The 25,660-nt window shown below is 69.3% G+C and carries 22 protein-coding genes and 1 pseudogene; 9 read left to right on the top strand and 14 right to left on the bottom strand.

The genetic code is table 11. The annotated features are described in order from the left end of the window. The first annotated feature begins 27 nt into the window (after window positions 1-27). Window positions 28-912 carry a methylisocitrate lyase gene (gene prpB / locus N790_RS14335; protein WP_043805361.1) on the top strand — a complete coding sequence of 295 codons (885 nt, stop codon included), beginning with the start codon at window positions 28-30 and terminating at the stop codon, window positions 910-912. Between the two features lie 14 nt (window positions 913-926). Next, complete coding sequence (gene prpC / locus N790_RS14330) at window positions 927-2,075, top strand: bifunctional 2-methylcitrate synthase/citrate synthase (protein ID WP_043805360.1); 1,149 nt, start codon at window positions 927-929, stop codon at window positions 2,073-2,075. A 131-nt stretch (window positions 2,076-2,206) separates the two neighbouring features. On the opposite strand, the pseudogene N790_RS14325 reads toward prpC, so the two are convergent. From N790_RS14325 to N790_RS14315, 3 genes and pseudogenes are all read right to left on the bottom strand, one after another. Then, a pseudogene (locus N790_RS14325) lies at window positions 2,207-2,665 on the bottom strand (cell wall hydrolase); the annotation flags it as partial. 306 nt (window positions 2,666-2,971) lie between these two features. Then, window positions 2,972-4,999 carry an NADPH-dependent 2,4-dienoyl-CoA reductase gene (locus N790_RS14320; protein WP_043805359.1) on the bottom strand — a complete coding sequence of 676 codons (2,028 nt, stop codon included), beginning with the start codon at window positions 4,997-4,999 and terminating at the stop codon, window positions 2,972-2,974. A gap of 77 nt (window positions 5,000-5,076) precedes the next feature. Further along, window positions 5,077-5,529 carry a winged helix-turn-helix transcriptional regulator gene (locus N790_RS14315; RefSeq protein WP_043805358.1) on the bottom strand — a complete coding sequence of 151 codons (453 nt, stop codon included), beginning with the start codon at window positions 5,527-5,529 and terminating at the stop codon, window positions 5,077-5,079. 90 nt (window positions 5,530-5,619) lie between these two features. On the opposite strand from N790_RS14315, the gene N790_RS14310 reads away from it, so the two are divergent. From N790_RS14310 to N790_RS16745, 5 genes are all read left to right on the top strand, one after another. Next, the gene (locus N790_RS14310; protein WP_043805356.1) at window positions 5,620-6,426 is read left to right on the top strand and encodes an alpha/beta hydrolase; all 807 of its coding nucleotides are present in this window, start codon (window positions 5,620-5,622) and stop codon (window positions 6,424-6,426) included. Window positions 6,427-6,544: 118 nt separating this feature from the next. After that, window positions 6,545-7,993: a bifunctional 2-methylcitrate dehydratase/aconitate hydratase gene (locus N790_RS14305; RefSeq protein WP_043805352.1), complete on the top strand. Its 1,449-nt coding sequence runs from the start codon at window positions 6,545-6,547 to the stop codon at window positions 7,991-7,993. A gap of 171 nt (window positions 7,994-8,164) precedes the next feature. After that, the gene (locus tag N790_RS14300) at window positions 8,165-9,232 is read left to right on the top strand and encodes an OmpA family protein (protein ID WP_043805349.1); all 1,068 of its coding nucleotides are present in this window, start codon (window positions 8,165-8,167) and stop codon (window positions 9,230-9,232) included. A 972-nt stretch (window positions 9,233-10,204) separates the two neighbouring features. Then, on the top strand, window positions 10,205-11,896 hold the full coding sequence (gene ltrA, locus N790_RS14290) for a group II intron reverse transcriptase/maturase (RefSeq protein WP_043805410.1): 1,692 nt from the start codon (window positions 10,205-10,207) through the stop codon (window positions 11,894-11,896). A gap of 219 nt (window positions 11,897-12,115) precedes the next feature. After that, window positions 12,116-12,595 carry a hypothetical protein gene (locus N790_RS16745; protein WP_052385989.1) on the top strand — a complete coding sequence of 160 codons (480 nt, stop codon included), beginning with the start codon at window positions 12,116-12,118 and terminating at the stop codon, window positions 12,593-12,595. Here the strand turns inward: N790_RS16745 and N790_RS14280 are convergent. The 7 genes from N790_RS14280 to N790_RS14250 are packed head-to-tail and all read right to left on the bottom strand — an operon-like array spanning window position 12,579 to window position 19,194. Then, window positions 12,579-13,613, bottom strand: a complete 1,035-nt coding sequence (locus tag N790_RS14280; RefSeq protein WP_052385988.1) for an SAM-dependent methyltransferase — start codon at window positions 13,611-13,613, stop codon at window positions 12,579-12,581. The two genes, N790_RS16745 and N790_RS14280, sit on opposite strands and share 17 nt — an antisense overlap. A gap of 4 nt (window positions 13,614-13,617) precedes the next feature. Next, window positions 13,618-14,412, bottom strand: a complete 795-nt coding sequence (locus tag N790_RS14275; RefSeq protein WP_043805346.1) for a DUF1295 domain-containing protein — start codon at window positions 14,410-14,412, stop codon at window positions 13,618-13,620. Continuing rightward, entirely contained in the window at window positions 14,409-14,969 is a 561-nt protein-coding gene (locus N790_RS14270) for a DUF2878 domain-containing protein (protein ID WP_211252009.1), read from the bottom strand. The genes N790_RS14275 and N790_RS14270 overlap by 4 nt, the downstream gene beginning before the upstream one ends. A 1-nt stretch (window position 14,970) precedes the next feature. Next, window positions 14,971-16,251, bottom strand: coding sequence for an SAM-dependent methyltransferase (locus N790_RS14265; protein WP_043805344.1), 1,281 nt, complete (start codon window positions 16,249-16,251; stop codon window positions 14,971-14,973). Then, window positions 16,251-17,021: a DUF1365 domain-containing protein gene (locus N790_RS14260; protein ID WP_156970104.1), complete on the bottom strand. Its 771-nt coding sequence runs from the start codon at window positions 17,019-17,021 to the stop codon at window positions 16,251-16,253. The genes N790_RS14265 and N790_RS14260 overlap by 1 nt, the downstream gene beginning before the upstream one ends. Then, window positions 17,012-18,256 (bottom strand): NAD(P)/FAD-dependent oxidoreductase, encoded by a 1,245-nt coding sequence (locus N790_RS14255; protein WP_043805343.1) that lies wholly within the window; start codon window positions 18,254-18,256, stop codon window positions 17,012-17,014. The genes N790_RS14260 and N790_RS14255 overlap by 10 nt, the downstream gene beginning before the upstream one ends. Beyond that, entirely contained in the window at window positions 18,253-19,194 is a 942-nt protein-coding gene (locus N790_RS14250) for an acyl-CoA desaturase (protein ID WP_052385987.1), read from the bottom strand. Before N790_RS14250 ends, N790_RS14255 begins: the two co-directional genes overlap by 4 nt. A 110-nt stretch (window positions 19,195-19,304) precedes the next feature. Here N790_RS14250 and N790_RS14245 point away from each other — a divergent pair, with 110 nt between their 5' ends. Next, window positions 19,305-20,054, top strand: a complete 750-nt coding sequence (locus N790_RS14245; RefSeq protein WP_043805341.1) for a pseudouridine synthase — start codon at window positions 19,305-19,307, stop codon at window positions 20,052-20,054. Here the strand turns inward: N790_RS14245 and kbl are convergent. After that, the gene (gene kbl, locus N790_RS14240) at window positions 20,041-21,240 is read right to left on the bottom strand and encodes a glycine C-acetyltransferase (RefSeq protein ID WP_043805339.1); all 1,200 of its coding nucleotides are present in this window, start codon (window positions 21,238-21,240) and stop codon (window positions 20,041-20,043) included. The two genes, N790_RS14245 and kbl, sit on opposite strands and share 14 nt — an antisense overlap. Window positions 21,241-21,445: 205 nt before the next feature. Between kbl and N790_RS14235 the strand changes: the two genes are divergently transcribed. After that, window positions 21,446-22,183 (top strand): TorF family putative porin, encoded by a 738-nt coding sequence (locus N790_RS14235; protein ID WP_043805338.1) that lies wholly within the window; start codon window positions 21,446-21,448, stop codon window positions 22,181-22,183. Window positions 22,184-22,234: 51 nt separating this feature from the next. On the opposite strand, the gene N790_RS14230 is transcribed toward N790_RS14235, so the two are convergent. From N790_RS14230 to N790_RS14220, 3 genes are all read right to left on the bottom strand, one after another. Continuing rightward, window positions 22,235-23,599, bottom strand: a complete 1,365-nt coding sequence (locus N790_RS14230; RefSeq protein ID WP_043805335.1) for a hypothetical protein — start codon at window positions 23,597-23,599, stop codon at window positions 22,235-22,237. 24 nt (window positions 23,600-23,623) lie between these two features. Continuing rightward, on the bottom strand, window positions 23,624-24,661 hold the full coding sequence (tdh, locus tag N790_RS14225) for an L-threonine 3-dehydrogenase (protein WP_211252008.1): 1,038 nt from the start codon (window positions 24,659-24,661) through the stop codon (window positions 23,624-23,626). A 78-nt stretch (window positions 24,662-24,739) separates the two neighbouring features. Further along, a partial coding sequence (locus N790_RS14220; protein ID WP_043805331.1) for an autotransporter outer membrane beta-barrel domain-containing protein occupies window positions 24,740-25,660 on the bottom strand: 921 nt, incomplete at its 5' end.

The raw sequence follows: 25,660 nt of genomic DNA, 5'->3' as shown, positions 1-25,660 counted from the left end.
TCCGCCGACGCAAGCATGGAGTCAAGCATGTCCGAAGTTTCGAATGGCGCGCGCTTCCGCGCCGCCGTCAGGGAAGAATCCCCGCTGCAGGTGATGGGCGCCATCACCGCCTACGCCGGCCTGATGGCCAAGCGCGTGGGCTACAAGGCGCTGTACCTCTCGGGCGGCGGCGTGGCCGCCAATTCGCTGGGCGTGCCCGACCTCGGCATCAGCACCATGGAAGACGTGCTCACCGACGCCCGCCGCATCGTCGACGCCACCGGCATGCCGCTGCTGGTGGACATCGACACCGGCTGGGGCGGCGCCTTCAACATCGGCCGCACCATCAAGGCCTTCCAGCGCATCGGCGTCGCCGCCGTGCACATGGAGGACCAGGTCGGCCAGAAGCGCTGCGGCCACCGCCCGGGCAAGGAGGTGGTGTCGAAGGAAGAAATGGTGGACCGGGTCAAGGCCGCCGTGGACGCGCGCACCGACGCCGGCTTCGTGATCATGGCGCGCACCGACGCCGCCGCGGTGGAGGGCGTCGACGCCGCCATCGATCGCGCCGTGGCCTACGTCGAGGCCGGCGCCGACATGATCTTCCCCGAGGCCATGAAGTCCCTGGACGACTACCGCCGCTTCAAGGCCGCGGTGAAAGTGCCCATCCTCGCCAACCTCACCGAGTTCGGCTCGACCCCGTTCTTCACCACGGACGAGCTGCGCGAAGCCAGCGTCGACATCGCGCTTTACTGCTGCGGCGCCTACCGCGCCATGAACAAGGCCGCGCTGGGCTTCTACGAAACCGTACGCCGCGAAGGCACCCAGAAGAACATCATCGACACGCTGCAGACCCGCGCCGAGCTGTACGACTTCCTGGGCTACCACGCCTACGAAGACAAGCTCGACGAACTGTTCTCGCAGAAGAAAAACTGAGCAAGGAGCCACCGATGAGCGAAAACACCCACCTGCCCAAGCCCAAGAAGTCGGTCGCCCTCAGCGGCACCGCGGCGGGCAATACAGCGCTGTGCACGGTCGGCCGCAGCGGCAACGACCTGCATTACCGCGGCTACGACATCCACGACCTGGCCACGAAGGCCGGCTTCGAGGAAGTGGCGCACCTGCTGGTGCACGGCGCGCTGCCCACCGCCAGCCAGCTGGCCGCCTACAAGACCAAGCTGCGCCGCCTGCGCGGCCTGCCGGCCATCGTCACCGACGCGCTGGAGCTGGTGCCGGCCAACGCCCACCCGATGGACGTGCTGCGCACCGGCTGCTCGGTGCTGGGCACGGTGCTGCCCGAGCGCGACGGCCACCCGGTGAACGAGGCCCGCGACATCGCCGACAAGCTGATGGCCAGCTTCGGCTCGATGCTGCTGTACTGGTGGCACTTCACCCGCAACGGCCGCCGCATCGACGTCGAGACCGACGACGACACCATTGCCGCGCACTTCCTGCACCTGCTGCACGGCGAACCGCCGAGCGCCTCGCACGCCCGCGCGCTGGACCAGTCGCTGGTGCTCTACGCCGAGCACGAGTTCAACGCCTCCACCTTCACCGCCCGCGTCATCGCCGGCACCGGGTCCGACCTGTTCAGCTGCATCACCGGCGCCATCGGCGCGCTGCGCGGCCCGAAGCACGGCGGGGCCAACGAAGTGGCGATGGAGATCATCGCGCGCTACGGCAGCGCCGACGAGGCGGAGGCCGACATCCGCGCCCGCGTCGAGCGCAAGGAAATCGTCATCGGCTTCGGCCACCCGGTGTACACCATCGGCGATCCGCGCAACCCGATCATCAAGGAAATCAGCCGCAAGCTCTGCAAGGAGGGCGGCAACCAGGTCCTGTTCGACGTCAGCGAGCGCATCGAGACGCTGATGATGGACCTCAAGAAGATGTTCCCGAACCTCGACTGGTACAGCGCCTCGGCCTACCACATGATGGGCGTGCCGACGGCGATGTTCACCCCGCTGTTCGTCATCGCCCGCACCAGCGGCTGGAGCGCGCACGTGATCGAGCAGCGCATCGACGGCAAGATCATCCGCCCGAGCGCGAACTACACCGGTCCCGAGGACCGCGAGTTCGTTCCGCTCGACAAGCGCTGACCGCGCCCCGGGGGCAAAAGAAAAGGCCGCGCAGCGATGCGCGGCCTTTTTTGTCGCCGGACCCGGATGCCTCAGGGGGCCATGCGCTGGGCAGTGGCGGGCAGGGCGGCCACGGTGACGGTGGGCACCGGCGCGGCTGCCGGCGGGTTCAGGCGCTGCACGCGGAAGAAAGTGTGGTCGCCGATGGTGGCCACCCGGGGCGAGGCGGCCCAGGCCGGGTTGGCCAGGTCCAGGGCGGCGAAGTGGCTGGCGCCGGGCACCACCTCGTGGCGCTGGCCGGGCGGCAGGCGCCAGTCCTGCTGGGCCTGGAACGCGACCTGGACGGCCTGCTGCCAGGCCTCGAGGTTCTTCATGCGCAGGCCGGGGTTCACGATGGTCGGTGCGAACTGCTTGCGGGCGGTGACCACCTCGCAGACCGAATCGCCCCACTGGCCGCTGTCGCGGCGGCGCAGGGCCACCTCGGCCACCGCGCGCTGGCCCAGTTCGGACTGGTTGCGGGCTTCCAGGTACACCGTCGTCGCCAGGCACAGGGGGTCGGCGGCAGGCTGGGGCAGGATCTGGGCCAGCCAAAGGATGAAAGACAACTTCATGGCGGAACTCCTTGCTCCGTTGCGCCGCAAGTTCCCGCCCGCCATCTGGCGGGTCCCGTAATGGTCAACGGGGGAGGGGAGGGCCTGCGGCCTGGCGTTTTGGGGATGGACGGGACTTGCCCGCATTCCAGGGGGGCGGGCTAGGTTGGGCGCCCCCGGAATCCCCGCGAAGCCATGCGCTGCGGGGCCGTTTCAGTCGGTGCGGCCCTTGGCCGGGCACCGATCCAGCGGCGCATGGTACGGGTAATAATCCAACCTTGCCTGAACGGGAATTTCCAAGCCTTTGATTTGGCTTGGAGTAATTGCTTAGAGGGCGGCCGCGAGGCGGCTGCCCTGGTCGATGGCGCGCTTGGCGTCGAGCTCCGCGGCCACGTCGGCGCCGCCGATCAGGTGGGCGGCGCGGCCGGCCGCCTGCAGCGGTTCCACCAGCGCGCGCAGCGGCTCCTGGCCGGCGCAGACCACCACGTGGTCCACCGGCAGCAGCTGCTCCTGGCCGTCCACCCGGATGCGCAGGCCGGCGTCGTCCACGCCCAGGTACTCCACCCCGCCCAGGGCCTGCACGGCCTTGGCCTTGAGGGCCGCGCGGTGGATCCAGCCGGTTGTCTTGCCCAGGCGGGCGCCCGGCTTGCCGGGGCTGCGCTGGAGCAGCCAGAGCTGGCGGGCCGGGGCCTCCGGCCGGGGCCTGGCCAGGCCGCCGGGGCCCTCGAACTCGGGCGCCACGCCCCACTCGGCCATCCAGCGCTCCGTGTCGAGGCTGGGCGAGGGGCCCTCGTGGGCCAGGTACTCCGCCACGTCGAAGCCGATGCCGCCCGCGCCGATGATGGCCACCTTGGCGCCCGGAACCACGCGGCCCGTGAGCACGTCCAGGTAGCTCACCACCTTCGGGTGGTCGGCCCCGGGAAAGGCCACCTTGCGCGGGCGGATGCCGGTGGCCAGCACGATCTCGTCGTAGCCGCCGGCCAGCAGCGCTTCGGCGTCAACGCGCTGGCCCAGCCGCAACTCGACGCCCGTCAGTTCGATGCGCTTGCCGAAGTAGCGCAGGGTTTCGTGGAACTCTTCCTTGCCAGGGATCTTCTTGGCCAGGTTGAACTGGCCGCCGATTTCGCCGGCCGCGTCGATCAGGGTTACCCGGTGCCCGCGTTCGGCGGCCACGGTGGCGCAGGCGAGCCCGGCCGGCCCGGCGCCGACCACGGCGATGCGCTTGGGCGCGGCGGTGGGCGTGTAGACCAGTTCGGTCTCGGCGCACGCGCGCGGGTTCACCAGGCAGCTGGCCTTGCGGTTGACGAACACGTGGTCCAGGCAGGCCTGGTTGCAGGCGATGCAGGTATTGATTTCGTCTCGCCGGCCGGCGCGTGCCTTGTTCGCCCACTGCGGGTCGGCCAGCAGCGGCCGGGCCATGGACACCATGTCGGCCTGGCCCGCGGCAAGGATGCCCTCGGCCACTTCGGGCATGTTGATGCGATTGGTCGCGACCAGCGGCACCGACACGTGCGGCTTGAGCTTTGCGGTGACGCCGGCGAAGGCGCCGCGCGGCACCGAGGTGGCGATGGTGGGCACGCGCGCCTCGTGCCAGCCGATGCCGGTGTTGATGATCGTGGCGCCGGCGGCCTCGATGGCCTTGGCCTGCATCACGATCTCGTCCCAGGCCGAACCACCCTCGACCAGTTCCAGCATGGAAAGCCGGTAGATGAGGATGAAATCCGGACCCACGGCCTCGCGGATGCGGCGCACGATCTCGACCGCGAAGCGCATGCGCTTCTCCGGCGTGCCGCCCCAGGCGTCGTTGCGCTTGTTGGTGCGCGCCGACAGGAACTGGTTGATCAGGTAACCCTCGGAACCCATCACCTCGACGCCGTCGTAGCCCGCGTCGCGGGCAAGCTTCGCCGTGGTGACGAAGGCGCGGATCTGGCGCTCGACGCCCCAGGCCGTGAGCGCACGCGGCGTGAGCGGGCTGATCGGCGCCTTGACCTTCGAGGCCGACACCAGCAGCGGGTGCGCGGCGTAGCGGCCGGCATGCAGGATTTGCAGGCAGATGCGGCCGCCGGCGCCGTGCACCGCGTCGGTGACGATGCGGTGCTTGTGGATTTCCCAGGGCCAGCTGAGTTTGCCGGCGAAGGGCTTGAGCCAGCCAACCAAGTTCGGCGAGATGCCGCCGGTGACCATCAGGCCCGTGCCGCCCTCGGCACGCTCGCGGAAGTAGGCCGCCAGCTTCGGGAAGTCGCGCGCGTGGTCTTCCAGGCCGGTGTGCATCGAGCCCATCAGGATGCGGTTGGGCAGGGTGCAGAAACCGAGGTCCAGCGGCTGGAAGAGGTGCGGGTAGGGCGAGGTGGTCATGTCGGGCGCGGGCGTCGGCTGAGCGTTTCACCTTGCCCGGATCGATCGACCCGGACAAGACGTGGGCAGGTGGGGAATCAGGGGGCTTCGGCGTCGGCAGGTCGCAGCCCGACGTCGCGCAGCTCGAGGCGGCCACCGTCGGCGTCGCGCAACTCCAGGGTGGCCAGGGGCACGCCCGTGTGGCGGTTGACGAAGCGCACCGGCGAGCGGCCACCGTAGACCCAGCGGTCACCCCATTGCGCCAGCGCGATAAGCACCGGGGCCAGGTCCTTGCCGCTCGGCGTGAGGCGGTATTCGACCTCGCGGGCATCGTCGGCGGAAGGGCGGCGTTCCAGCACGCCGGCTTCGACCAGGCGCTTGAGCCGCGCGCTCAGCACGTTCTTGGCGATGCCCAGCCGGCGTTCGAAGTCGCCGAAGCGGCGGGCGCCCCGGAAGGCCTCGCGCAGGATCAGCAGGCTCCACCATTCGCCGACCCGCTCCAGCGCCTGCGCCATCGGGCAGGCCATGCCTGAATAGGAAGTTCGCTTCATGGGGCCAGCCTAACGGATTCCAGTTGCATCAAGCAACCGAAAGGCGTAAGTTCCATTCAAGTTGCATAAAGCAACCGAATAGGACCCGCCATGACCCGCCTCCCGATCCGCCCGCTGGGCCGCCTGCTGGGCGTGCTGTCCCCCGAACTCGCGGCCGAACTGGCCCGCCGCCTCGCCACCCGGCCCATGGCCCGCTCCCGGCGCCCCGACCCCGAAGGCGCGGTGCCGGTGACCTTCCGCTTCGGCCTGGCCGGCCTGCGCTGGGGCGACCAGGGCCCGCGCATCCTGGCGCTGCACGGATGGGAAGGACGGGCGGCGCAATTCCGAGGCTTGGGTGAACGGCTGGCGGCGCGCGGCTACCAGCTGATCGCGATCGACGCGCCGGCGCATGGCCGTTCGCCCGGTCGCGAGGCCGACCCGGTGGTGTTCGCCGATGCGCTGCAGGAAGTGGCGGCCGAACTCGGCCCGCTGCACGCGGTGGTGGGGCATTCGATGGGCGGTGCCTCCGCCTTGCTGGCCCTGAGCCGTGGGCTCGACGCACTGCGCACGGTGGCGATCGCGGCGCCGGCCGGCTTTGCCGGCGTGCTGGCGCGCATGAGCCGCGGGCTCGGCCTGCCGGAGCCCGCGCGGCGCAGCTTCTTCGAGAAGATGCATCGCCGCACCGGCATCGCGCCCGAGGCGCTGGACATCGACCAGCTCGCCGCGCGCATCGCCCGGCCGCTGCTGGTGGTGCACGACCACGACGACGCGGTCATCCCCTTCGACGACGCCCGCCGCATCGCCCGGGCGACGCAGGGGCAACTGCTGGCCACCCGCGGCCTCGGCCATCGCGCCGTGCTGCGCGACGCCGCGGTGCTCGACCACGTGGTCGGATTCCTCGACGTTCGCGCCGCCTGACAGGGACGGCCGCGTGCCGCGCCATTGTCCGTTCTGGCTTAGGACCAGGACCGGCGGGGCCCCGCTGCTTCTGGCAAAGTAAGCCCACTTCGCCAACGCACGCACGGACCGCCCGCCGATGAGCCTTCAAGACCACCGCTCCGCCAAGCGCCCCGAGCCCGACCAGTCCATGGTCGACATCGCCAACTACGTCACCGACTACTACATCGGTTCGTCGGAGGCCTACACCACGGCGCGCTACATGCTGCTCGACTCGCTGGCGTGCGCGATGCTGGCCATGCGCCACCCGGAATGCGTGAAGCACCTCGGCCCGCTGGTGCCCGGCGCCAACCTGCCCGGCGGCGTGCGCGTGCCCGGCACCTGCCACGAGCTCGACCCGGTGCAGGCGGCCTACAACATCGGCGTGCAGGTGCGCTGGCTCGACTTCAACGACACCTGGCTCGCCGCCGAGTGGGGCCATCCGTCCGACAACCTGGGCGCCATCCTCGCCGTCGGCGACTACCTCAGCCGCAAGGCCGAGCGTGAACACGGCAAGCCGGTCACCGTGCGCGACATCCTGACCTGGGCGATCAAGGCGCACGAGATCCAGGGCTGCTACGCGCTCAAGAACAGCTTCAACCGCGTCGGCCTCGACCACGTGCTGCTGGTGCGCCTGGCCTCGACCGCCGTGGCCACCCACATGCTGGGCGGCGGCAAGGAAGAAATCATCAACGCCGTCAGCCACAGCTGGGCCGACGGCGGCTCCCTGCGCGCCTACCGGCACGCGCCCAACGCCGGCCCCCGCAAGGGCTGGGCCGCGGGCGACGCCTGCCGCCGCGCCGTCACCCATGCGCTCAACGCCATGAAGGGCTGCGTCGGCTATCCCAGCGTGGTCAGTGCCAAGACCTGGGGCTTTTCCGACGTGCTGTTCAAGGGCAAGCCCTTCGAGTTCGAGCGCACCTTCGGCAGCTACGTGATGGAAAACGTGCTGTTCAAGATCAGCCACCCGGCCGAATTCCACGCCCAGACCGCGGTCGAGTGCGCCATGCAGCTGCACGCCAAGGTCGCCGGCCGCCTGGACCAGGTCGATCGCGTGGTGATCGAAACCCAGGAAGCGGCGATGCGCATCATCGACAAGACCGGGCCGCTGTCGAACCCGGCCGACCGCGACCATTGCCTGCAGTACATGGTGGCGGTGCCGCTGGTCTTCGGCCGCCTCGGCCACGAGGACTACGGCGACGCCGTCGCCGTCGATCCCCGCATCGACGCCCTGCGCGGCAAGATGGAGGTGAAGGAAGATCCGCGCTTCACCCGCGACTACATGGACCCGGAGAAGCGCTACATCGGCAACGCCGTCGAGGTCTTCTTCAAGGACGGGAGCTCGACGGGCAAGGTCTCGGTGGATGCCCCGATCGGCCACCGCGAGCGCCGCGGGGAGGGCGTGCCGGTCCTGCTGCGCAAGTTCGAAGCGGCCATCGCCGGCCAGTTGCCGGCCAAGAGGGTCCAGCAGGTCCTGGCCCTGACCGGCGACACCTCCCGGTTCGAAGCCACCCCCATCCACCGGTTCATGGACCTGTTCGCACTCTGAAGGCCCGGAATGGGCGGGGAGGCGAAGCCTCAACTTGCCAAGCGCCAGCCGATTTGTTAGCTTCGCGTTAACATTCAGGCCGATATGGTCTGGGTTGACTCTGGCGGGGCCCCTCTCACGAGGTTTAGTCCGCACCGTTTGAGCTGTTTCCCCTTGAATACGGAGCAAATCATGAAGAAGAAACTCCTCTGCTGTGCCCTCCTTGGCGCCGTGTCGATGTCGCAGGCCGCGATGGCCCAGGATTTCGACGATCGCTGGTACGTCTCCGGCACCGTCGGCCAGAACTTCCAGGACGATGACCGCAACACCGACAACGCGCTGTTCGGCGCGCTGGGCCTGGGCAAGTTCATCACCCCGAACTGGTCGGTCGACGTCGAAGCCAACTACCAGAATCCGAAGAACGGCAACCTCTGGTTCAGCCAGTACGGCGCGTCGGTCGACGCCCGCTACCACTTCCTGCGCGAAGGCAAGAACTGGTGGCCGTTCGTGCGCATGGGCGTGGGCGTCCAGAAGGCCGAGGAGGAGTTCAATGCCTTCCCGAGCCCGAACTCGCCGGGCCAGCGCGAAGACAGCTTCATGGCCGCCAACCTCGGCGCCGGCATCCAGGCCGACTACGACCGCTACGCCCTGCGTGGCGAGCTGACCGGCCGCTTTGCCTTCGACGACACCTCGGTCGTGGCCCCGAACTCCAACTCCTTCGGCGACATCCTGGCCTCCATGAGCGTGCTCGTGAAGCTCGGCGACCTGCCGGCCCCTGTCGTTCCGGAAGCCCCGGCCCCGGTCGAGAAGACCTGCGCCGACCTCGATGACGACGGCGACGGCGTCAACAACTGCGACGACAAGTGCCCGGGCTCGGTTGCCGGCCAGGCCATTGGTCCGGACGGTTGCCCGGTCCCGCTGACCATCGACCTGAAGGGCGTGAACTTCGACTTCGACAAGTCCACCCTGCGTCCGGACGCCGTGGCGATCCTCGACGAGGCCGTGTCGATCCTGCAGAAGTACCCGCAGCTCAAGGTTGAAGTCGCCGGCCACACCGACTCCGTCGGTACCGAGCAGTACAACCAGGGTCTGTCGGAGCGCCGCGCCAAGGCCGTTTACGACTTCCTGATCGGCAAGGGCATCGACGCCGGCCGCCTGGTGGGTCCGAACGGCTTCGGCGAGAGCCGTCCGATCGACACCAACGACACCAGCGAAGGCCGTGCGCGCAACCGCCGCACCGAGCTGAACGTCCAGAACTAAGTGCGACACGAGCAATCGTAAAGCACTGAAAAGACTCGGCTTTTCCGAGACACCCAAGCAAGTGCGGGCCTCTTCGGAGGCCCGCGAAACCAAACGGAGCCCGGGAGGGCACTACCCTCCCGGGTCTTCGCGCAAAGCGGAGAGGGTGGGGTGCGTCTGTACTCCCATGCTCTGCCGCTCATCGCAACGATGACCGGAGTCCTCGCCTCGAGGGCAGACGGTGTGCTCTTCCCGCAACGGGGAGAGAACCTTTTCAGGCGCGCAGATTGCGTGTCCGTGATGTCATTGCTCAATCGTGCCCAAAGCACGGTAGCGAGCCCGCTATGCGACTAGCGGTAGCCTAGGAAAGCGTGCGTAACCGGCAACGGTTTCGTGCGAAGCCTTTCCGACAATGAAGCCCCCTGCATGGCCAGGAGCGCGCAACCCGCGAGGGTGGTGCGTGGAACTGTGAGCAGCACTACGGTTCGGGAGCTAGGCTGACCGGTATGGGTATCGAACAGAGAACTGTCTATAAACGCCGTTAGGACGAAGGTGCCAACGCTGCTGGTTAAGGCATCGACCAAAACGGTATGTGAGCAGCTGTCCCGCTTTAGTTTCGGGGCACGTCGCTAATCAGGCTCACCGGCGAACAGACAGACCCTCACCCGGTCGTGTGACATCACGGGAACGTGGCAACCCCATCCATCCGCCCTCGTGGCAGGCGAACCGCAAGGAACGCTGTTGGATGCGTGGGACAGGGATCGCGGAGAAAGCGAATGGCCGGCGGTAATCGTCGGCATAGGCGTTGAAACATCACGCTGGTACGAGAGTACGCCCACTTCCGCGTGGTTCTGGATCGCGATGGCGATCTGCTGACACCCGCAACGTGGATGCCGCGCCTCTTGGCGGCATCGAACCTACCCGCATGGGGACAACAGTCCCCTACGGGGTTACTGCGTCCTCATGGGGTCAACCAACACTGAGGAGAGCAGCATGAAAGAGTCCAACTGCAAGGTTGGATCTGCGCCCTCCGGCGGGCCGCAGGACTGGATGAGCATTGACTGGCATCACGTCCACCGGACTGTCCGGGGTATGCAGATACGAATCGCGAAGGCGACACAGGAAGGCGACTGGCGCAGGGTGAAAGCCCTGCAACGGATGCTGACCCGCTCGCTGACGGCCAAGATGTTGGCCGTTCGGCGAGTGACGGAAAACCAAGGCAAGCGCACGGCCGGAGTCGACCGTGTGCTTTGGACCGAACCGCAGCAACGATGGGAAGCGCTGTCAGGCTTGCATCGTCGCGGCTATAAACCCCTGCCATTGCGGCGCGTCTTTATCCCGAAATCCAACGGGAAGGAACGCCCGCTGGGCATACCCACGATGCGGGATCGAGCCATGCAGGCGCTTCATCTGCTGGCATTGGAACCGGTGGCGGAATGCAAGGGCGACCCGAACAGCTTCGGCTTTCGGAAAGGTCGTTCAACGCATGACGCCATGGCGCAGAACTTCATCTGCCTGGCGAAGAAATATTCGCCGGGCTGGGTGCTGGAAGCGGACATCAAGGGTTGCTTTGACCATATCAATCACGACTGGCTGGTGACCAACGTCCCTATGGACGCGGGGATCCTGCGCAAGTGGTTGAAGGCCGGCATCCTCTACCGGGGTCAGTACGAACCGACGGAGGAGGGGACACCGCAGGGCGGCATCATTTCGCCAACCTTGGCGAATATGGCGTTGGATGGGCTAGAGGGTGGCCTCAAGGAGCATGTGTACGCGACCTTGGGTTACACGAAGGCCCAGCAGGCAAAGATAAACGTCATCAGGTACGCCGACGATTTCGTGGTTACGGGTTCCTCGCAAGAGGTGCTCGTGAACACGGTCCGGCCATGGGTGGAGAAGTTCCTCGCCACCCGGGGTCTGGAATTGTCGGCGGAGAAGACCCGCGTGACGCACATCGATGCTGGTTTTGACTTCCTTGGCTGGAACTTCCGCAAGTACAACGGGAAGCTCCTGATCAAGCCGAGCAAGAAGAACGTTTCGACGTTCTATCGCAAGGTAAAGGGAGTCATCAGCGACCATAAGACGGTCAGGCAGGAAATGCTGATCAAGATGCTGAACCCGATGCTCAGGGGGTGGGCGAATTACCACCACCCCGTTGTGGCCAAGCAGACGCTCAACCGCATGGATGCCCTGGTGTTTGGGGCTCTGTGGCGGTGGGCACGGCGACGCCACAACAACAAAGGTTCGAGGTGGGTGCGGGAGAGGTATTTCCACACCAACGCGACCCGCAACTGGGTATTCGCGGCACGCCGTGAAGAAATGGGGGCGGAAGAGCCGCTGTTGGAGCTCTACCGGCTTGCCGACACGCCGATAGTGCGACACGTGAAGGTGAGGGCGGAATACAACCCGTTCGATCCCGCGTTCGAACAATACGGCGAGAAGCGGCGGCAGGACCGCATGGTCCGGTCCCGCGCGCACCGCAAGCAATGGGCGAGCCTGTTTCTGTCCCAACAGGGCAAGTGCGCACACTGCTGGCAGCCCATCACCGCAGAGTCAGGCTGGCACGATCATCACATCGTGCCGCGGGTGGCCGGAGGTTCCGACCTCCTCTCCAACCGAGTCCTGTTACACCCCAGCTGTCACGTTCAGGTTCACGCTTTGGGTATCACCGTTGTGAAGCCCTAGCCAGGGCTTGAGCCGTGTGCAGTGAAAACCGCACGCACGGTTCTTAGGGGGGAGGGGGCCGGCAACGGCCCCCTCCCACCCGACGGCGTTCGCTGCAAGCAACACCCGAAGCCCGGCCTCGCGCCGGGCTTCGTCTTTCCGGGGGTTCAGTTTTCTTCGATTGCGCGCCGCGTTGCCCGGGCCTAAGCTTTCCGCAGCCTACCGGTCCCCTGGTGTCCGATGATCCGCAAACTGCTCCTGGCCCCGCTGCTGTTCCCCGCGCTCGCGCTCGCCGCCGGCGCGCCCTGCGAAACGTCCTCGCTGGCGCCGCTGCCCGACACGGTGCCGGCCCCGGAAATGCTGCGCGCGCCCGCCGCCGCCAGTTGCCTGCGGGTGGATGCGCTGTCGTTCGTCGAGCGCCTGCGCCGGCCCGCCACCCCGGCGCCGGCTGCGCCCGCCGCGGCCCGCCCGGCGGCCGCCACGGCCTCCAACAGCGGCTACGTGCCCAAGACCCAGCACGACAACACGCCCTGGCGCTTCGACATGAACCAGAACGGCCGCCGCATGACCGCGGAAGAGTTCGATGCCTGGATGAAGGCCAAGGGCATCCGCGTCGCCACCGGCAAGCCGGCGACCGCGGCCGATGCGCCGGCACCGGCTGCCGCCGCGCCGGCCACCGCCAAGGCGGGCTGCCAGGCCAGCGCTACGCAGGCTTGCTGAAGCGGTAGTGGGCGACGAGCCACTCGTTGCCCCCGGCATAGCCGAAGAGCTCCGCGCACGCCATCCAGAACATCCGCCAGCGCTGGTGCCAGCGCTCGGCTTTTGCCGCGCCATAAGCGGCCGACAGCACCTGCAGCACCTCGGCGCGGTTGCGATCCTGGTTTTCGAGCCAGTGGTTGGCCGTGCGCTCGTAGTGCGTGCCCGGCAGCAGCCAGCGCTGCTCGATCGCCAGGTGCTCCTGGAAGTGCAGCAGCGTGTCGGCCGAGGGCATCAGGCCGCCGGTGAAGAAGTACCGGCCCATCCAGTTGTCCTCGCCCTCGGTGAGGAAGGGGTACATCAGGCTGCGGTGGGCGAAGATGTGCACGAACAGCTTGCCGCCCGGCTTCAGCCAGCCGGCGACGTTGCCCAGCAGGTGCCGGTAGTTGCGCATGTGCTCGAACATCTCGATCGACACCACGCGGTCGAATTCGCCGGCCGGCAGCTCGAGCCGGTTGACGTCGCGGGTCAGGATCTCGACGTTGCCCAGGCCGCGCCGGGCTGCCTGCGCCAGGATGTGCTCGCGCTGGCTGCGTGAGTTCGACACGCCGGTGATGCGGGCGTTCGGGAAACGCTCGGCCATCCACAGCGTCAGCGAACCCCAGCCGCAGCCGAGCTCGAGGATGCGCTGGCCGTCGGCCAGTTCCGCGCGCTCGCCGTAGAGCGCCAGCATGGCGTCCTCGGCGTCGTCCAGGCTTTCGTCGCCGGTGCGGTAGAAGGCGCTCGAATACTTCAGGCGCCGTCCCAGGCACAGTTCGAAGAAGCGCGCCGGCACTTCGTAGTGCTGCTCGTTGGCCGCGTCGGTTTCGATGGCGATGGGGCTGCGGCGCAGTTCTTCCAGCAGCTCGCGGAAGCGGGCATCGGCCATTGCCAGGTCACCCGCGCCTTCCTCGCGCAGGCGCTGGGCGCAGAGGCGGCGGATGCCGAGGCGGGTGAGTGCGTCGGGCACGAGCCCGCGCTCGCACAGGTCGATCAGGGACATTCGCTTACTCCGGGGAACGGGGAGCGCGGCGCGGCGGCCACGGGAAGAAGGCGCTGGTTTCCTGCTGGTAGCGGCGGTAGTCCTCGCCGCGGCTGCGCAAGGCCTGCGCCTCGGTCCAGGGGATGCCGCTCACCCGGTACAGGAAGGCGAACATCAGCACCGGGCCGACCAGGCTGAGCCAGAACAGGCCGCCGCCAACGGCCAGCAGCACGTAGCTGAACCAGTGCAGCCATTCGAAGAAATAATTCGGGTGCCGCGACCAGGCCCACAGGCCCGTGCGGCAGGTCTGGCCGCGATTGGCCGGGTCGGCGCGGAAGCGGGTCAGTTGCCGGTCGGCCACGCCTTCGCCCACCATCGCGCCCAGCCACACCACGATGGCCAGCACCGTGCACAGGCCCGAGTGGAAGCTGGGGTTCTGCGCCGCCGCCACGAAGGGCAGGGCGAACAGGGCCACCACCAGCGCCTGGCCCTGGAAGAACCAGAAGAACTTCGACGGGCTGCCGCCCCAGGCGGCGCGCAGGGCCTGGTAGCGCCCGTCCTCTTCCTCGTTGAGCACCCGGTGCAGCAGGTGCAGGCACAGGCGTGCGCCCCAGACGCTGCCGAACATCGCCACCAGGCTGCGCGACATCGGCGAGCCTTCGCCCAGCGCGCCCACCAGCAGCGCCGCCAGCGCCATCAGCCCCGCCCAGCCCACGTCGACGAAGCCGACGTTGCGCACGCGCATCGAGAAGGCCCACAGCGCCGCCATCACCAGCGCCGAGCCGGCCCAGATGACCGCGATGAGCAGCCAGGAATTCATGCCGCCGCCGTCCCCCGGCCGCCCGGCTGCGCCAGCGCACCGGTGCGGCGGTGTAGGGCGAACAGCAGCGGCATCACCAGCGCCCAGCCCAGCGCGAGGGCGCCCAGGGTCCACGCCACGGGGGCGCCGAAGCTGACGGCGTCAAAGGCGCCGGCGGCCGTCCAGTAGGCCAGCGGGCCGCCGACCAGCCCGAACAGGGCCGCCGTCCACGGCCGCTTCGCCAGGAAGCCCATCGAGTGGTTCAGGGTGAGCGCGAAGCCGGCCCACAGCGACCAGATCCACACCGGCGCCACCGAGCGCCAGGGCCACGGCTCGGCGTAGACCAGCCAGCCCGACGCCGCGAACGCGGTGTCGAGGGTGATGCCCAGGGGCAGCGCGATGGCGAGCAGGCGCAGGTCGTCGCGGCGCTTGCCGCCCCAGGCCAGCATGGCCAGCACGAACAGCAGCGCCGCCACCGGCCCGGCCCAGGGCTGGCCCGCGCCGGCGCCGCCGATGCTGGCCAGCCACACCAGCTGGAAGCCCACGACGTTGCCCGCGGCCAGGAGCATCGCGTTCATGTCAGGCCGCCTCGGGCGCGGGAAGGTACTGGTCGCGACGGTTGCCCGGGCGGGCCAGCAAGAGGTGCACGTCGCCGATCGAACGCTCAAGGAAGCCACCCTCGCAATAGCACAGGTAGAACTCCCACATGCGGATGAAGCGCTCGTCATACCCCAGCGCCCGCACCGCGTCCAGCCGGTCGAGGAAACGCTGGCGCCAGTGGCGCAGGGTGAGCGCGTAGCTCGGGCCGATGTCCTCCAGGTTCACCAGGCGCAGGTCGCTGGCGTTGGCGGCGGCGTTGGCGATGGCGCTGACGCAGGGGATGAAGCTGCCCGGGAAGATGAAGCGCTTGATGAAATCCACCGAGTGCAGCGCCTGCTCGTAGCGGTGGTCCTCGATGGTGATGGCCTGGATCAGCGCCAGGCCGTCCGGCTTGAGCAGCGAGGCGCACTTGGCCAGGTAGGTTTCCAGGTACTGGTGCCCGATGGCCTCGACCATCTCGATGGACACGAGTTTGTCGTAGGTGCCTTCCAGGTCGCGGTAGTCCTCGAGCAGCACGGTCACGCGGTCGGACAGGCCGGCCGCGGCGACGCGCTCGACGGCCAGCGCGTGCTGCTCCTTCGAAATGGTGGTGGTGGTGACGCGGCAGCCGAAGCGCGAGGCGGCGTGCAGCGCCATGCCGCCCCAGCCGGTGCCGATCTCGACCAGGTGGTCGCCGGGCTGCAGGTCGAGCTTGCGGCAGATGCGCTCGAGTTTCCGGAACTGGGCCTGTTCGAGCGTTTCGGTTTCGTCGGCGAACACGGCCGAGGAATACATCATCGATTCGTCCAGGAACAGCTTGAACAGCTCGTTGCCCAGGTCATAGTGCGCGGCGATGTTCCTGCGGCTGCCGCGGCGGGTGTTGCGGCGCAGGGCGTGCCAGCCGCGCAGGGCCAGGCCGCCGGCGCGCGCCAGGCCGGTTTCCATGGCGTCGAGGTGGTCGCGGTTGAGCACCAGCAGGCGCACCAGCGCCACCAGGTCGGTGCAGCGCCAGAGGCCGTCCATGTAGGCCTCTCCGGCGCCCACCGAGCCGCTGGCGGCGGCCGCGCGGTAGAAGCCGGGGTCGAGGATGTCCAGTTCGGCCCGCAGCGTGCCGCCGGCTTCGCCCAGCACCACGGTGCCCAGGGCGTCGCGCACCACCAGTTGGCCGCCGCGCAGGCCGTCCAGGGTGGCCAGCAGGCGCTTGCGCAGCACGCGGTCGAGCGCGCCGTACCGGCCGGAGGCTTGGTCCGGGCGGGACAGGGTTTCGGCGGTGCTGCTCATCAGGGACTCCGGGGCGTGGTGGCGGGGTGCGGGTGGAACGGGATGCGCTTGAGCCAGAGCCGGGCCGCCTGCCAGTAGATGGCGGCGCCTACCTTGGCCGTGAGCAAGGGATACCGCGCCAGGCATGAAGCCAACGTGTTCCCGTCCAGCGGCCGGCGTTCGAGCACCAGGGTGGCGTCGAATTCGGGCCGGTCGCCCCCGAGCACGTCCATGTGCACCCGCAGGTGTTCGCCGGGCGGCTGGAACACCCAGTGGTAGCGCCGCTGCATGGCCATGAACGGCGAGACATGGAAGGCCTTGTCGAAGCCCCAGTGCCAGGCGTCGCCGCGGCGTTCGGCCCCGGCCACCGGCAGCAGGTAGCCGTGGCGCTCGCCCCAGGGCGTGTTGGTGATTTCGGCGAACACCCAGTCCAGCGTCTCGCCGTCGGGCAGGAAGCCGTAATAGAAGCTCACCGGGTTCATGGTCTTGCCGAAGTAGCGGCCGTGGGTGAGCAGGCGGATGGGGCCTTCGGGGCGGCGGCCGAGTTCGCGTTCGACCCGGTCGCGCACGGCCGTGTCGAGCGGCAGCGCCGGGTCGCCGTAATAATCGCGGCGGCGGAACTGCGCCAGGTTGCGGCGGTCCACCGACCAGAACCAGCGGCCGGCGAAGACCTGGTCGAGCTCGGCCAGGTCCAGGTACAGCTGGAACATGCGGTAGCGGAACGCGTGCGGCGCCGGGGCGTGCCGGCGGTGCCGGACCCATCCCTCGTAGATGGCAGAATTCAGCGCCATGGCACTCCGAGCGCGCGCGCCACCTCGACGCCGCTGCGCAGCCCGTCCTCGTGGAAGCCGAAGCCCCAGTAGGCGCCGGCGTACCACGTGCGGTTGACGCCGTTGATCTCGCCGCGGCGCGCCTGCGCGGCCACGCTGGCGTGGGTGTAGACCGGATGGTGGTAACGCATGCGGGCCAGCACCCGCGCGGGGTCGATGTCCTGGCCGCGGCCCAGGGTGACCACGAACGGCCGCTCGCTCTCGAGCGACTGCAGGTGGTTCATGCAGTAGCTCACGGTGCAGGCCGCGCCGGGCGCCGCCGGCACGTAGGCGTTCCAGGCGGCCCAGGCCCGGCGGTTCTTCGGCAGCAGGCGGGCGTCGGTGTGCAGCACGGTTTCGTTGGCCTGGTAGGGGATGGCGCCCAGCACCTGGCGCTCGGCGTCGCTGGGGTCGGCCAGCAGGGCCAGGGCCTGGTCGCTGTGGCAGGCCAGCAGCACCTGGTCGAAGGCCTCTTCGCCGTCGTCGGTGGCCACGAAGGCGCGGTCCGCCTCGCGGCGCACGCGCCGGGCCGGCGACGACAGCCGCACCTGCACCTTCCATTGCCGCCGCAGCGCCTCGATGTAGCTCGAGGAACCGCCCGCCACCACCCGCCACGCCGGCCGGTCGCTGACCTGCAGCATGTGGTGGTTGTCCATGAAACGCACCAGGTACTTGGCCGGGAACTGCAGGATCGACTGCGAGGGCGACGACCACAGCGCGCAGGCCATCGGCACCAGGTGGTCCTCGACGAACATCGGCGAATAATCGTTGTCGCGCAGGTAGTCGCCCAGCGAGGGGCCGTCGCCGGCTTCGGCCAGCAGCGCGGGCGCCTCGCGGTAGAAGCGCGTGATGTCGCGCACCATTCGCCAGAACTTCGGCGACACCAGGTTGCGGCGCTGGCAGAACAGCGAATCGAGGCTGGTGGCGTTGTACTCCAGCCCGCTGCGCGCGTCCTGCACCGAGAAGCTCATGGTGGTGGGCTGGGTGGGCACGCCGAATTCGTCGAACAGCGCCGTCAGCAGCGGGTAGTTCTGCGGGTTCATGACGATGAAGCCGCTGTCCACCGAGTAGGCCTTGCCGCCCTGTTCGACGCGGTGCGTGTGCGTGTGGCCGCCCAGGCGCGCCTCGCGCTCGAACAGCACCACCTCGTGTTCTCGCGAGAGCAGCCAGGCCGCGCCCAGCCCGGCGATGCCGCTGCCGATGACCGCGATCCTCATGCGGCCTCCCGGCGCGCCGTGCGCAGCGCGGCCGGCACCGGCCGCAGGTCGCTCACCAGTCCCAGCAGCGCCATCGCGCGCAGGCCCAGGTAGGTCAGGTCCAGTTCCCACCAGGCGAACCCCTGCCGGGCCGAGCCCGGGTAATGATGGTGGTTGTTGTGCCAGCCCTCGCCGAAGGTGAGCAGGGCCAGCAGCGCGTTGTTGCGGCTGTCGTCGCGGGTGGCGAAGCGGCGGCTGCCCCAGCGGTGCGACAGCGAGTTGATGGTCACGGTGACATGGAACAGCACGATCGTCGACACGAAGAAGCCCCACACCAGCAGCTGCGGCCCGTTGGTGCCCAGTCCCGGGTGGGCGGACTCCAGCCAGGAGCCGAGGGCGTACAGGCCCATGGCCAGCAGCACCGGCACCAGGATGTCGAAGCGATCGAGCAGGCGCAGCTCGGGGAATCGCACCAGGTCCTTGATGGCGTCGAAATCGGTGCGGAAGCCGCGCGGGGTCAGGAACCAGCCCATGTGGCTTCGCCAGAAGCCGTGGCGCGGTGAATGCACGTCGAGGTCGGTGTCGGCATGGCGATGGTGGTGGCGGTGGTGCGCCGCCCACCAAAGCGGCCCGCGCTGCACCGAAGCGGCGCCCACCACGGCGAACGCGAACTGCACCGGCCGCGAGGTGCGGAAGGCCTTGTGCGAGAAGTAGCGGTGGTAGAAACCGGTGATGGCGAACATGCGTGCCGCATACAGCGCCACGGCCGTCCAGAACGCAAACCAGGAGAACCCGACCCAGAACACGCCCAGGCAGGCCAGGTGCAGGCCGATGAAGGGCAGCACGCGCAGCCAGTCGATGCGGTCGGGATCGCCGTCGCCCGCGGGGGCGGCGCCGGTGTCGAACCAGAGCACGATGGCGCGCAAGGCGCGGCGCCAGGCGGGGGCGGGGGAGGGCATATCAGGCATGGGCGTATGGTCGGCAGCGGGCGGTGATGGGTCGGTGAACCGAACCCGCCGCGGCCGCGCAAGACTGGCGCGCGTCGCCACGCCTGCGCCATCCTTCGCGCATGCAAAAGCCAAGCCTTCCACGCAAGCCGGGCGCGCCCCGCCACGGCGTGGCCCGCGTGCTGTCCAAGCAGGGCCTGTGCTCGCGCACCGAGGCGGCGCGCTGGGTGGCCGCGGGCCGCGTGGCGGTGAACGGCCGCGTGGTGCTCGACCCCGAGTTCCCGGTGCGCCAGGGCCAGGACCGGCTGGCGCTGGACGGCCGGCCGCTCGAGGCCGCCGCGCCGGTGTACGTCGCGCTCAACAAGCCGCGCGGCCTGGTCACCACGGCCAGCGACGAAAAGGGCCGCGACACCGTCTACGCCTGCCTCGAGGGCTCGGGCCTGCCCTGGCTGGCCCCCGTGGGCCGCCTGGACCAGGCCAGCGAAGGCCTGCTGCTGATGAGCAACGACCCGGCCTGGGCCGCCGCCATCACCGACCCGGCCACCGGTCCCGACAAGACCTACCACGTGCAGGTGGACGCGGTGCCCGATGCGGCCCTGCTGGCGCGCCTGCTGGACGGCATCACCGAGGACGGCGAACACCTGTCGGCGAAGTCCGCCACCTTGCTGCGCAGCGGCGGCCGCACCGCCTGGCTCGAGATCGTGCTCGACGAGGGCCGCAACCGTCAGATCCGCCGCCTGCTCGCCGCCCACGGCCTGGGCGTGATGCGCCTGGTGCGCGTGGCCATCGGCCCGCTGGCCCTGGGCGATTTGCCCAAGGGCCAGTGGCGCCGGCTCAGCGCCGACGAGGCCGCCGCGCTCAGCCCCGGATGACGCCCAGCTCGCGGCCGACCTTGGTGAAGGCGGCGATGGCGCGGTCGAGGTGTTCGCGGGTGTGGGCGGCGCTCATCTGGGTGCGGATGCGGGCCTGGCCCTTGGGCACCACCGGGAAGAAGAAGCCGATCACGTAGATGCCTTCCTCGAGCAGGCGCTGGGCGAACTTCTGCGCCAGCGGCGCGTCGTAGAGCATCACCGGCACGATCGGGTGCACGCCCGGCTTGAGGTCGAAGCCGGCGGCGGCCATCCGCTCGCGGAAGTAGGCGGTGTTCTCCTGCAGGCGCGTGCGCAGGTCGCCGGCGGCGGCGAGCATGTCGAACACCTTGGTGCCCGCGGCCACCACGTGCGGCGGCAGCGAGTTGGAGAACAGGTAGGGGCGCGAGCGCTGGCGCAGCATCTCGATGACCTCGCGGCGGCCGGTGGTGAAGCCGCCCAGCGCGCCGCCCAAGGCCTTGCCCAGGGTGCCGGTGAAGATGTCGATCTTGTCCATCACGCCCTTCACCTCGGCGCTGCCGCGGCCGGTGGCGCCCAGGAAGCCGGTGGCGTGGCACTCGTCGATGTGCACGAGGGCGCCGTACTTGTGCGCCAGCGCGGTGATCTGGTCGAGCGGGGCGATGAAGCCGTCCATCGAGAACACGCCGTCGGTGGTCACCATGATCGTGCGGGCGCCGTCGGCGGTGGCCTGCTGCAGCTGCTTTTCGAGGTCGGCCATGTCGCAGTTGGCGTAGCGGTAGCGCTTCGCCTTGCACAGGCGCACGCCGTCGATGATCGAGGCGTGGTTGAGCGCGTCGGAGATGATCGCGTCCTCCTCGCCCAGCAGCGGCTCGAACAGGCCGCCGTTGGCGTCGAAGCAGGCGGCGTAGAGGATGCTGTCCTCGGTGCCGAAGAACGAGGCGATCTTCGCCTCCAGCTCCTTGTGCAGGTCCTGGGTGCCGCAGATGAAGCGCACCGAGGCCATGCCGAAGCCGTGGGTGTCCAGGGCGTGCTTGGCGGCCTCGATCACCTCGGGGTTGTCGGCCAGGCCCAGGTAGTTGTTGGCGCAGAAGTTGAGCACCGTCGAGCCGTCGGCCAGGGTGATCTCGGCCGATTGCGGGCCGGTGATCACGCGCTCGGCCTTGAACAGGCCCTGTTCGCGGATGGCGTCGAGTTCGGCGGCGTAGCGGGCGAGGGCGGGCGAGGTCATGGGCGGTCCCTGGGGCGGTGGAAAGCCTGCCATTATGCCGGCAAAGGTTTGCTGCGCTGCCGCATGCCTTATCATTGGCCACTGTTGGACACTGCGCTCATTATTTTCAACAACTGGCCCGGTATCCCGAACAGGGGGCCGGTGACAAGACCAGCCAGCGCGCCGTGCCCTTGCCCCGCCCCAAAAACCTGACGAGGAATTCCCGATGCCCAACAAGAAGACGCTTTCGCTCGCCCTGACCGCCGCGCTGTTCGCGCTGCCGATGGTTTCGCTCGCCCAGGACGGCGCCGAAGAGGCCGCCGCCGAGGAAGAGAGTTCCATCTACAGCTGGAACGCCGCCATCGCCACCGACTACATGTTCCGCGGCGTGTCGCAGACCGACGGCGAAGCCGCCCTGCAGCTCGGCGCCGACCTGAACTTCGACAACGGCTTCTACGTGGGCGTCTGGGGTTCGAACGTGGACTTCGGTGCCGGCAGCCCGGACGTCGAGATCGACACCTACATCGGCTGGAACCACGACCTGACCGAGCGCCTGAACCTCGACCTGATGGTCAACCGCTACAACTACATCGGCGAAGCCGACGACTACGGCGATTCCGACTACAACGAATTCATCGGCGCCCTGACGCTCGACGAGACCTACACCTTCACCCTCGGCTACACCAACGACGTGTACGCCCTGGGCGAAACCGGCATGTACTTCGGCCTGGGCGGCAGCTGGGAGCTCCCGCATGCGATCGGCCTGGACGTCACCGCCGGCCGCAGCACCTTCGACGAAGCCACGGGCTACGAGGACTACAGCGACTTCTCGATCTCGTTCAACAAGGACTTCGGCCCGGTGAACGCCGCGATCGGCTACTACGGCACCGACGCCGACGGCGACGTGAACTTCGGCGACGCCGCCGACAACCGCTTCATGCTCACCCTGTCGATCGGCGGCTGATCCATCCGCCCGAAGCGACACCGCGGGGCGCCCCAGGGCGCCCCGTTTTTTTCAGGGCGCCGAACGCGCCAGGCGCAGGCCGCGGCGGTACGGCGGCTCGCCGGGGTAGGGCGGCGGCGGGGCCAGGCGCCAGCCGCGGGCGCTGATTTCCCGCTGCGCTAGGTCGCTCACCACGCCCGACACCAGCAGTCGGCGCGGCGCCTCGTCGGCCAGCACGCCCAGGCCGAACCAGCGCTGCAGTTCCGGCGTCCACGCCAGCCAGTCCACGGCCAGTGGCACCACCAGCTCGCCGGCCGGCGTGCGGTAGGCCAGCAGCGCGCCCTGGGGCACGAATTCACCGCGGCGTTCGTCGGCCCGCAGCGTGGCCACCAGCAGGCGCAGGCCGTTCACCACGAAGCGCGCCTGCGGCTCGTCGGTGGCCATCAGCGCGGTTTCGAGCAGGGCCTCGCAGCCGCCGGCGGGCTCGAGCCGCAGCATCAGGTCCACCAGCTCGGTCTGCAGCGTGGGGCCGTAGGCGCCGTCGCGCAGGAAGGCGCGCACCAGGCGGTCGTCGAGGCAGACGGCGCCGAGGCGTTCCTGGTTGCGCTGGCGAAGTTGTTCCGGTGGTTCCTGCAGCACCCACTGGTTCACCTGCACGGCGTAGGACAGCGCCGAGCCCGCCGGGCCCGCGACCAGGCCGATGGCGCGCGCGGTGGCGAAGCGTCCGCTGGTTTCGGCCCAGGCCAGCGCGTCCAGGCGCGGCCCGATCAGCGGGTTGCGGGTGGACGGGTCCACGCCCAGCCGCGCCGCCAGCGCGCGCCGGGCCGCCGGGTAGCCGACTTCCTGCTTGGCCAGGCCGGCCACTTCGCGGCCGCGGCGCTTCCAGAATCCGCGCGAGCGGCCGGGGCGGTCGTCGCCGGCCACGCCCATCAGGCCGTCGGGCTGGTCGTAGGGCGAACCTTCGTGCATCACCTCGTCGCGGCCGCGGTCGGCCAGGCGGCGCACCGCGGCGCGCAGGCGCTGCCAGCGTTCGCCGAAATACCGCGCCACGCCCAGCGGCAGGCCGGTGACGGCGCGCACCGGTTCGCGCGCCACCGCGCCCACGGCGTTCGCCGGGTGCAGGGCGCGTTCCTTGGCGGCCGCGGCCACCACCTCGTCCACTTCGGCGCCATGCAGCGCCGCCAGCGCGGGCATTTCCGCCACGCGCACGGCCAGCAGCTCGACGCTGTCGGCCTCGAGCTCGCCCCAGTCGGTGTGGATGCGGAAACGCGCCTGGTAACCGCGCACCTCGACGCGCGGATCCACCCGCCAGCCGGGCCCGGACAGCAGCGCGGGCTCGACCAGGGTGGCGGCGTCGAGCACCGGTTCGGATTCGGCGCGGGCGCCGCCAGCCAGGGCAAGCGCCAGCGCCGCCGGGGTCAGCAGGCGGCGGAACACGGCGGCGGCGGGCTCAGGGCTTGGTCAGGACCAGCTGCACACGACCTTGCCGCACTGGCCGCTTTCCATCAGGTCGAAACCCTTCTGGAAATCGTCGATGTGCACCTGGTGGGTGAGCACCTTGCCGAGCGGGAAGCCGGACTGCACGAGCTGGGTCATCTTGTACCAGGTCTCGTACATCTTGCGGCCGTAGATGCCGTGCAGCACCAGGCCCTTGAAGATCACCTTGTCCCAGTTGATGCCGGCGCCGTTGGGCAGGATGCCGAGCAGGGCGATCTTGCCGCCGTGGTACATGCAGTCGAGCATGTCGTTGAAGGCGTGCGGGTTGCCGCTCATTTCGAGGGCCACGTCGAAGCCCTCCATGTGCAGGTCCTTCATCACGTCCTTGAGCGACTGCTTGGAGACGTTCACCACGCGGGTGGCGCCCATCTCGGCGGCCAGCTTCAGGCGGTAGTCGTTGACGTCGGTGACCACCACGTTGCGCGCGCCGATGTGCTTGCAGATGCCCGCGGCGATGATGCCGATCGGGCCGGCGCCGGTGATCAGTACGTCCTCGCCCACCACGTCGAACTCCAGCGCGCAGTGCGCGGCGTTGCCGTAGGGGTCGAAGAACGCGGCCAGCTCGGACGGGATGCTGTCCGGGATGGGCCAGAGGTTCGAGGAGGGCATCACGATGTATTCGGCGAAGGCGCCGTGGCGGTTCACGCCGATGCCGGTGGTGTTCGGGCACAGGTGCTGGCGGCCGGCGCGGCAGTTGCGGCAGTGGCCGCAGACGATGTGGCCCTCGGCCGACACGCGGTCGCCGATGGCGTAGCCGGTGACGCCCGGGCCCATTTCGACGATGCGGCCGACGAACTCGTGGCCGATCACCAGGCCCGGCTTGATCGTGCGCTGGCTCCACTCGTCCCACTTGTAGATGTGCAGGTCGGTGCCGCAGATGGCGGTCTTCTCGAGCTTGATCAGCACCTCGTTCGGGCCGGGCGAGGGCACCGGCACCTGTTCCATCCAGATGCCTTTTTCGGGGTTGCGCTTCACCAGCGCCTTCATCGTCTGCTGGGACATCGTCCTGTTCCACGCTGGCCCGGACGGGCCGTGAGGGCCGCAATTATACCCGCCGCCCGTGAACCGGCCGGGAAAACCTCAGGGCAGCTCCATCCGCCAGCCCAGGGCCAGCACCCGCTCCTGCAGGAAGGCGTGGCCGACGCGCTGGCGCAGCTCGACGAAGCCCGAATGCCCGCCCGTGAATACGAACACCGCCCCCAGGCCGGCCTCGCCCCAGCTGTCGTCGGCGTCGTCGGTGTCGAAGCGGATGGGGGTGGCGTTGCCGTCGTTCACGAAGGTCACCGCCAGCGGGCGCGCCGGGTTGGCGAATTCGCGCCGCCAGCCCAGCCGCAGCATCGGCTGCCAGACGCCCCAGGACGCCGACACGCTTCGCGCCAACGCCGCGTCGAGCCGGCCGCGCCGGCTGGTGATCGAGCGCCCCGGCACGAACAGCGCCAGGCCCGAGCCGCCGGTTTCGGCGTAGGGATCGATGTCGGTGCGCTGCCAGTCCAGGCCCGCGCCCAGCTGCCATTCCCAGGCACCGGCCGGGATCGACCAGGTCAGGCCCGCGCCGGCCAGGCGGCGGTCGGCGTCGGTGCTGGCGTTGGCCACCGCGTCCACGGTGACGCCACTGAGCAGGGTGAAGTTGATGGCGCGGCGCACGCGGTAGTCGCCGCGCAGGCTGCCGGCGTAGGCGTCCAGCGCCACGCCGTCGGCCAGGTTCCAGCCGGCCAGCGCCATCACGCCGGTGAAGCGGGTGCGCAGGCTGCCGTCGGAGCGCAGGAAGTCGAGCTCGTCGCGCACGTGGTTGGCCACCAGGCCCAGCCGCCAGCGCGCCGAGGGCGCCCAGTCCACGCCGGCCAGCAGCGCGCCGGTGTCGCCGTCGAACGGTGCTTCATTGGTGCCGTCGCGGCGCTCGAGCCGGCCCAGGTCGGCGCTGGCGAAGGCCGACCAGCCGGCGCCCAGGTCGGTGCGCAGTTCGGGGTCGGCCGGGGCGCCGTCGCGGGTGGCGGCGCGGCC

It is taken from the genome of Arenimonas malthae CC-JY-1 (assembly GCF_000747075.1).
Classification (GTDB): Bacteria; Pseudomonadota; Gammaproteobacteria; order Xanthomonadales; family Xanthomonadaceae; genus Arenimonas; species Arenimonas malthae.
The sequence above is the reverse complement of the archived record's forward strand: the minus strand, read 5'-3'. Positions and strand labels throughout refer to the sequence as shown.